The organism is Pseudogemmobacter humi, from assembly GCF_900609055.1.
Classification (GTDB): domain Bacteria; phylum Pseudomonadota; class Alphaproteobacteria; order Rhodobacterales; family Rhodobacteraceae; genus Pseudogemmobacter; species Pseudogemmobacter humi.
Genome location: NZ_UXAW01000046.1, coordinates 25048 through 32830 on the forward strand (window position 1 = coordinate 25048; position 7783 = coordinate 32830).

6 protein-coding genes are annotated in these 7783 nt (G+C 66.1%); 5 read left to right on the forward strand and 1 reads right to left on the reverse strand.

Annotation, left to right across the window (positions count from 1 at the left end):
• Positions 1–40: 40 nt before the first annotated feature.
• The 5 genes from XINFAN_RS04590 to XINFAN_RS04610 all read left to right on the forward strand — a co-directional run bounded on the left by XINFAN_RS04590 (position 41) and on the right by XINFAN_RS04610 (position 5614).
• Positions 41–1264: an aminopeptidase P family protein gene (locus XINFAN_RS04590; RefSeq protein ID WP_124085311.1), complete on the forward strand. Its 1224-nt coding sequence runs from the start codon at positions 41–43 to the stop codon at positions 1262–1264.
• A gap of 117 nt (positions 1265–1381) precedes the next feature.
• The gene (locus XINFAN_RS04595; protein ID WP_124085312.1) at positions 1382–2425 is read left to right on the forward strand and encodes an ABC transporter substrate-binding protein; all 1044 of its coding nucleotides are present in this window, start codon (positions 1382–1384) and stop codon (positions 2423–2425) included.
• Between the two features lie 22 nt (positions 2426–2447).
• Entirely contained in the window at positions 2448–3551 is a 1104-nt protein-coding gene (locus tag XINFAN_RS04600) for an ABC transporter ATP-binding protein (protein ID WP_124085313.1), read from the forward strand.
• 3 nt (positions 3552–3554) lie between these two features.
• On the forward strand, positions 3555–4802 hold the full coding sequence (locus XINFAN_RS04605) for an ABC transporter permease (RefSeq protein WP_124085314.1): 1248 nt from the start codon (positions 3555–3557) through the stop codon (positions 4800–4802).
• A 5-nt stretch (positions 4803–4807) separates the two neighbouring features.
• Positions 4808–5614, forward strand: coding sequence for an ABC transporter permease (locus tag XINFAN_RS04610; protein ID WP_124085315.1), 807 nt, complete (start codon positions 4808–4810; stop codon positions 5612–5614).
• Between the two features lie 52 nt (positions 5615–5666).
• Here the strand turns inward: XINFAN_RS04610 and XINFAN_RS04615 are convergent, their stop codons facing one another.
• Entirely contained in the window at positions 5667–7340 is a 1674-nt protein-coding gene (locus XINFAN_RS04615) for a trimethylamine N-oxide permease (protein WP_124085316.1), read from the reverse strand.
• Positions 7341–7783 lie beyond the last annotated feature (443 nt).

Genomic DNA, 7783 nt, shown 5'->3' on the forward strand with positions numbered 1-7783 from the left:
GAAGGGCCGCCCCGGCCCGGCGACTGGCAGGAGGATGGACATGCGGCGCGAACGGCTTCAGAACTTTGTGGAAAACGGCAGCAAGGCGGTGCCGACCTTCTCGGATGCCGAGATGAAGCGCCGGCTGGACGCCATCCGCGCCCATATGGCAAAGGAAAGCGTCGATGCCGCGCTGTTCACCAGCTACCATTGCGTGAACTACTATTCCGACTTCCTCTACTGCCAGTTCGGCCGCCGCTACGGGCTTTTGGTGGACCAGGACAACTCCACCTCGATCAGCGCGGGGATCGACGGCGGCCAGCCCTGGCGGCGCACCTTCGGGGGAAAGAACGTCACCTATACCGACTGGCAGAAGGACAATTATTTTCATGCCATCCGCGGGCTGACCAAAGGCGTCAGACGGCTGGGGATCGAGTTCGACCACATCACGCTGGACACGCTGGCGCTGCTGAAGGCCGAGTTCCCCGACATGGAATTCGTCGATATCGCCGGGGCCTCGATGCGGCTCAGGATGATCAAATCCGCGGAAGAGATCGCCCATATCACGCAGATGACCCGCATCGCCGATATCGGCGGCGCGGCCTGCGTCGAGGCGATGGCGGTGGGCGTGCCCGAGCATGAGGTGGCGCTGCATTCCACCGCGACGATGATCCGCGAGATCGCGAAGGTCTGGCCGCAGGGCGAGCTGCTGGACACCTGGACCTGGTTCCAGTCGGGCATCAACACCGATGGCGCGCATAATCCCGTCACCAGCCGCCGGATCGAACGGGGCGACATCCTGTCCCTGAACTGTTTCCCGATGGTCGCGGGCTATTACGTCGCGCTGGAACGCACCCTCTTCGCCGAAGAGGCGACGGACGAGCATATCCGGCTCTGGAACATCAACTGCGCCGTGCACGACCGCGGCAAGGAGCTGCTGGTCCCGGGCGCGAAATGCAGCGAGATCGCGAAGGAACTCAACGAGATGTATGCGGCCCACGATCTGCTGCAATACCGCAGCTTCGGCTATGGCCACAGCTTCGGCGTGCTCTGCCATTACTACGGCCGCGAGGCCGGGCTGGAGCTGCGCGAGGACTGCGACACCGTGCTGGAGCCGGGCATGGTGGTCTCGATGGAGCCGATGATCACCATCCCCGAGGGCCGGCCCGGCGCCGGGGGCTACCGCGAGCACGACATCCTGGTGATCACCGACGGGAACAACAAGGGCAACACCAATATCACCGGCTTCGCCTATGGCCCGGATCATCTGATCATCCGCAAGTGAACGACGGCGCGCGCGGGGCAAACCCTGCGCGCCCGCATTCAGGCGGCCGCCAAGAGCCGCGCCACGGCCCGCCCGCGCATCCCGCGCGAGGCCGGGCTTTCCACAAGGGAGAAAACCATGAACCATGCATTCACCCGCCCCGCGCTGACGGCTCTGGGTCTTCTGGCGCTTGGCACGCCCGCCCTGGCCGAGGGCTCGGTCTCGGTCATGAGCTTCGGCGGCGCCTATCAGGAGGCGCAGCGCCGCGCGGTGTTCGAAAGCTACACCGCCGCCACCGGCATCCGGGTCGAGGAACAGGAATACGGCGGCGAGATCGCCAGGATCGCCGCGATGATCTCCTCCGGCAACACCACGGTGGATGTGGTGGATGTCGATGCGCCGACGCTGCTCCAGGGTTGCGACGACGGGATCTTCGAGCGGATCGACTGGGCGCAGATCGGCGATCAGAGCGACTGGCTCGACGGCACCACCTCGGAATGCGGGGTCGGCACCATCGTCTATTCCACCGCGCTGGCCTGGGATGGCGCGAAGCTGGCCGATGGCCCGGCGGTGATCGCCGATCTGTTCGACACCGCGAAATTCCCCGGCAAGCGCGGTCTGTGGAAGAATCCGGCGACCAATCTGGAATTCGCGCTGCTTGCCGATGGCGTGCCCGCGGATCAGGTCTATGAGGTGCTCTCCACGCCCGAGGGGGTGGACCGCGCCTTCGCGAAGCTCGACACGATCAAATCCAGCGCAGTCTGGTGGGAGGCGGGCGCGCAGGCGCCGCAGCTCCTGGCCTCGGGCGAGGTGGTGATGACCACGGCCTGGAACGGCCGCATCTACAATGCCAACAAGGAAGGCCAGGACTTCCGCATCGTCTGGGACAACCAGATCCTCGATTCCAACTATTGGGCGATCCCGAAGGGGGCGAAGGATCTGGCCGCTTCGATGGCGTTCATCGAATATGCGGTCGGGCCCGAGGTGCTGGCGGCGACGACGAAATACATCCCCTACGGCCCGGTCCGCGTCTCGGCGGCGGAATATGTCACGCCCGAGGATGCCGCGAACCTGCCGACCAGCCCGCAGAACATGACCGTCGCCCTGACGCTGGACAACGCTTTCTGGGCCGACAACGGCGATGAGATCCGCAAACGCTTCACCACCTGGCTGGCGCAGTAAGACGATGAGAGAGGAGCGCATCATGACCGGCGAGCATATTCCCGGCCCCGGCGGGCCAGATGCGCTCGTCCGCTTCGAGCAGGTGAAGAAATCCTACGACGGCCTTCAGTATGTGGTGAAAGACCTCAATCTGGATGTCGCGCGGGGCGAGTTCCTCACCATGCTCGGGCCTTCGGGCTCGGGCAAGACCACCACGCTGATGATGCTGGGCGGCTTCGAGCGCCCGACGCTGGGGCGCATAATGCTGGACGGGAAGCCAGTGGAAAGGCTGCCGCCCGAGAAGCGAAACATCGGCTTCGTGTTCCAGAACTACGCGCTTTTCCCGCATATGACGGTGGCCGAGAACGTCGCCTTCCCCTTGCGCTATCGCGGTATCCGCGGCCAGGCGGCGGCGGCGAAGATGGCGCAGGCTTTGGGGCGGGTGGGCCTCGACGCCATGGGCGAGCGGCGGCCCGCGCAGCTTTCGGGCGGCCAGCAGCAGCGGGTGGCGCTGGCGCGCGCGCTGGTGTTCGAGCCCTCGCTCGTGCTGATGGACGAGCCGCTCGGCGCGCTGGACAAGCAGTTGCGCGAGCGGATGCAGGTCGAGATCAAACATCTGCAAACCTCGCTCGGGATCACCATGGTCTATGTGACCCACGACCAGTCCGAGGCGCTGACGATGAGCGACCGGATCGCGGTGTTCCACGACGGGCGGATCCAGCAGCTTGCCGATCCGCAGACCCTCTACAACGCGCCCGCGAACCGTTTCGTCGCCGGGTTCATCGGCGAGAACAACACGATGCGGTGCAGCCCGGCGGGGCAGGAGGGCGGGTTCACGGTGGTGCGGATGGCCGACGGCACGGCGATGCGCGCCCCGGGTTCCGCCGGGCCGGGCGAGCTGTCGCTGTCGGTCCGGCCCGAGAACATCATGCTGGCGGAAGAGACCCTGCCGCCCGGCGCCAATCTGTTCTCGGGCATCGCGACCGATGTGTTCTTCCTCGGCGATCATATGCGGCTGTCGGTTTCGGCCTTCGGCGGCGAGACCGTCACCGCGCGCATCCCCGTGGCCGCCGCCCGCAGTTTCCACCCCGGGGAAACCGTGCATCTGGCCTGCAAACCCGCCGATTGCCGGCTGCTGGAGGGCTGAGAGATGACCGCAACCCCCGGGATCTCCCCCGACATCGGGCGTATCCGCACCTTCGTCGCGGTGCGCCGCGCCGCCCGCCCGGCCCGCCGCGCGGCCTTTTCGCTGGCGCTGCCGCTGGTGGGTTTCCTGCTGGCGGCCTTCGTGGCGCCGATCCTTTATCTGCTGGTCACCGCGGTCGACAACCCCGAGACCCGGAGCGTGCTGCCGCAGACCCTGACGGCGCTGGAGGGCTGGGACGGAAGCTCCACCCCCGAAGAGCCGGTCTTCGCCGCGCTCGCCGCCGATCTGAGGGCGGCGCAGGAAAGCAGCACCGCCGCGCTGGTGGGCAAAAGGCTGAACTATGAGATCGCCGGGATGCGCAGCAAGGTTCTGGCCGCCGCCCGGATGGTCGCCGCGATGGAGGCGGGGCCCTACAGGGACACCTTCCTTGAAAAGGACGGCCTCTGGGCCGCGCCGGAAACCTGGTCGGTGATCCGGCGCAACGGGGCGGAACTGACACCCTTTTACCTGCTGGCCGCCGTCGATCTGAAGCAATCCGCCACCGGCGGGCTGGAAAGTGTGGCGCCGGATCAGGCGATCTTCCTCGCGGTGCTGGGGCGCACCCTGCTGGTGGCCGGGATGGTGACCGCCTTCACCCTGATCCTCGGCTATCCGGTGGCCTGGGTGCTGACCATCGCGCCGAAAGGGGTGGCCGCGGTGATGCTGCTGATGGTGCTGTTGCCGCTCTGGACCTCGCTTTTGGTGCGCACCACGGCCTGGGTGGTGCTGTTGCAATCCGACGGGGTGATCAATGCGATCCTGATGGGGCTGCATCTGACCTCCGAGAAGGTGCAGCTGATCTTCACCCGCATCGGCACCGTCACCGCGATGACGCATATTCAGCTGCCGTTCACCATCCTGCCGATCTGGTCGGTGATGCGCTCGATCCCCGCGACGCAGCTGCGCGCCGCCCGCTCGCTGGGCGCCGGGCCGGTCTCGGCCTTCTGGCGGATCTATGCGCCGCAGACCCTGCCCGGCGTGGTGGCGGGCTGCCTGATGACCTTCATCCTGTCGCTGGGCTACTACATCACCCCGGCGCTGGTCGGCGGCCCGCAGGACCAGATGGTCTCGAACTTCATCTCGACCTACATCAACCGCGATCTGAACTGGGGCCTCGCCGCCGCGCTCGGCGTGGTGCTGCTGGTGGTGACGATGGCGATCTATGGCCTGTTCCTGCGCCTCGTCGGCGCCGACAAGATCAGACTGGGGTGACGGATATGTGGCTTCCTTCCTATGCAACCCCCGCCGAGCGGCTGATGCGCGTGCTGGTGGTGGCTTTCGCGGCGGCGATCCTTCTGTTCCTGATCGCGCCGATCTTCATCATCGTGCCGCTCTCGTTCTCGCAGGATCCGTTCTTCACCCTGCCGGTGCGGGAATATTCTCTGCGCTGGTATGAGGATCTGTTCGGCAACCCGCGCTGGCTCGACGCGATGCTCAATTCGGCGCTGGCGGCGGTGCTGACCACGATCCTCGCCACCACTCTGGGCACGCTGGCCGCGCTTGGCATCGCGCGGCCGGATTTCCCGGCGCGGCGCGTGGTGATGGCGCTTCTGATCTCGCCGATGATCGTGCCGGTGGTGATCGTCGCGGTCGGCAGCTATCTGTTCTTCGGCCAGTTCGGCCTGACCAACACCCGCGCCGGGCTGGTGCTGGCCCATACCGCGCTGGCGACGCCCTTCGTGGTGATCACCGTCACCGCGACGCTGTCGACCTATGACACCAATCTGACCCGGGCGGCGCACAGCCTTGGCGCCTCGGGCGCCTCGGCCTTCTTCCGCGTCACGCTGCCGATGATCCTGCCCGGGGTGATCTCGGGCGCGATCTTCGCCTTCGCGACCTCGTTCGACGAGGTGGTGGTGGCGCTGTTCCTGACCGCGGCCGAGCAGCGCACCCTGCCGGTGCAGATGTTTTCCGGCATCCGCGACCAGATCAACCCGACGATCATGGCCGCCGCGACAATGCTGCTGGCGCTGTCGGTCTGCCTTTTCGCCGCGCTGGCGCTGTTGACCCGCAAGCGCGGCTGATGCGCGGGGCGGGGCAGGCGGCGGTCGCGGATCGGACCGCCGCCCGGGGGGCCTAGTCCAGCGTGAAGAACCAGTTGGCCAGCAGCACCACACCCAGCCCGCCAAGCAGCGCCACATAGGGCAGGACGCCCGCGCGCCTCGGCCCCTGGCTGTCGGCATCCTCGGACGGGAAGCGCCCGCCGTCCTGGATGTAATGGCGATACCAGAAGATCGGCAGGATCAGCAGCGCGGTTCCCAGACCCGCCCACAGGGCCATGGGATGCCAGATCTTCGCCCCGGCGCCCACGAACATGGCGTTGACGAAGGAAAGCACGGTTCCCGCCGCCAGGATCAGCGTCGGCGCGCGATAGGGCCGCGGCCGGTCGGGCGAGTCGATGCGGTGGATCCAGCCCGCATTCAGGTTCAGGAAGTTGAAGGTCATGTAGCAGACATTGGAAATCGCGAGCAGGAAGAAAAAGCTCGTCACATCCGCCACCGCCACCGCCAGCACGAACAGGTTGAAGACCAGATCGGTCCACATCGCATTGGTGGGGGCGCCGTGATGGTTCAGCCTGCCCAGAAAGCGCGGCAGCCAGCCGTCGATCGACCCCTGATAAAGCGTGCGCGAGGATCCCGCCATCGAGGTCATGATCGACAGCAGAACCGCGCAGACGATCATCAGGATCAGCGCATAAAGGATGATCGGCCCGCCTCCGACCATGAAGGCCAGCGCGCGGGCCACGCCCGAGCCGTCGGCGATGTCGGGCCGGGTCACGCCCTCCAGCCCCAGCACCCCCTGGAAGGTGAAGGGCACCAGGATGAAAAGGGCAAGGCACAACAGGCCCGCCGAGAGGATGGCCCGCGAGGTGTCGCGCCCGGGGTTCACGAATTCGCGCGTGTAGCAGACCGCGGTCTCGAACCCGTAGGTGGACCAGCCCGCAAGGAACATCCCCGACAGGACGATGGTCCAGCCGGTCAGATTCCATTCTCCGGTCGGCGGCACCATCGGCAGGTAGTTGGTCACATCCACCTTGCCCAGAAGGATCGGCACGAGGCCGACGATGGCGAGCGGAATGATGACGGCGAGGCCGAGGTATTTCTGCACCCGCGCCGTGCGGTGGATGCCGTGATGCTGGATGGCGAAGACCAGCAGCATGAAGGCCGCGCCGATCCAGAAGGCTGCGTTCAGCGAGAAAGAGACCGGGCCGATCTGGCCGTGGAACAGCGTCCAGTCACGGATCGCCGGGGTCAGCGCGGCAACCGCCCGGGCCATCTGCTCGTCCTGGCTCAGCCCGGCAAGCGAGGGGGCGTTGGCCGCGATCCAGGCCATGGCCTCGGACGATCCGGCGGGGGGCGCCGCGGCGAAGGTGTTCAGCACATAGGCCGCCGCGATCGAGGAGCCCAGCGACAGGACCGAAGTCCAGGCCACCCAGTTGCACCAGACCGACAGCGGCGCGACGATCTTGCTGTAGCGGACCCAGGCCGAGGCGCCGTAGATCGAGGCGCCGCCGCTTTTGTTCGGAAACAGGCCGGCGATCTCGGCATAGGTGAACGACTGGATGAACCCCATCGTCATCGAGATCGCCCAGATGAAGATCGCAAGCTGGCCGACCGTGCCGGCAAGGCCGCCGATCGAAAACAGCACGAAGGCGGGCGCGCCGCTTGCGATCCAGAAGGCGCCTTTCCACGTTAGGGATCTGCGCATCTCATGCCGGGTTGCTTCGGCTTCCTCATGTATTGCTACCATCGTCTTTTCCCTGTCGGTTTGTGTTTATTCGTCTGAGAGATCTGGTGGCGAGGAGCCCGGGCCAGGCCGGGCGCAATTCCGAAAAGTCGTTTTGCCGGATATGCACCTCCTTTTCGCGTCATTCCCTGAGCGAAGCTGACGGGTGATTTATGCGCCCGGTCAGGCGGAATTCAGGAATTGTTCCGCGGTCTGACTGGTGAAGGGATCGGCATGGCAATTCCCGGGCGGGGTGCCTTGCGCATGGACGAAATCCTGACAGGCCCGGACCAGAGCCGGGGGGCCGCAGGTATAGATCTTTGCAGCTCCGAAAGGGCTCTGTTGCAGAAATGGGCTGACGGTTGGGGTTCCCCTATCCCCGGACAGACTTATCCCACGACCTCTGTAATGGGCGTGTCGAGCGCGGTGAAACCGTTCAGGACGGCAACACGAACCTGGACCTCCGC

Excerpts from the sequence above, each read along its gene's own strand:
- XINFAN_RS04590 (WP_124085311.1), top strand. The coding sequence starts at position 41 with ATGCGGCGCGAACGGCTTCAGAACTTTGTGGAAAACGGCAGCAAGGCG.
- XINFAN_RS04595 (WP_124085312.1), top strand. The coding sequence starts at position 1,382 with ATGAACCATGCATTCACCCGCCCCGCGCTGACGGCTCTGGGTCTTCTG.
- XINFAN_RS04600 (WP_124085313.1), top strand. The coding sequence starts at position 2,448 with ATGACCGGCGAGCATATTCCCGGCCCCGGCGGGCCAGATGCGCTCGTC.
- XINFAN_RS04605 (WP_124085314.1), top strand. The coding sequence starts at position 3,555 with ATGACCGCAACCCCCGGGATCTCCCCCGACATCGGGCGTATCCGCACC.
- XINFAN_RS04610 (WP_124085315.1), top strand. The coding sequence starts at position 4,808 with ATGTGGCTTCCTTCCTATGCAACCCCCGCCGAGCGGCTGATGCGCGTG.
- XINFAN_RS04615 (WP_124085316.1), bottom strand. The coding sequence starts at position 7,340 with ATGGTAGCAATACATGAGGAAGCCGAAGCAACCCGGCATGAGATGCGC.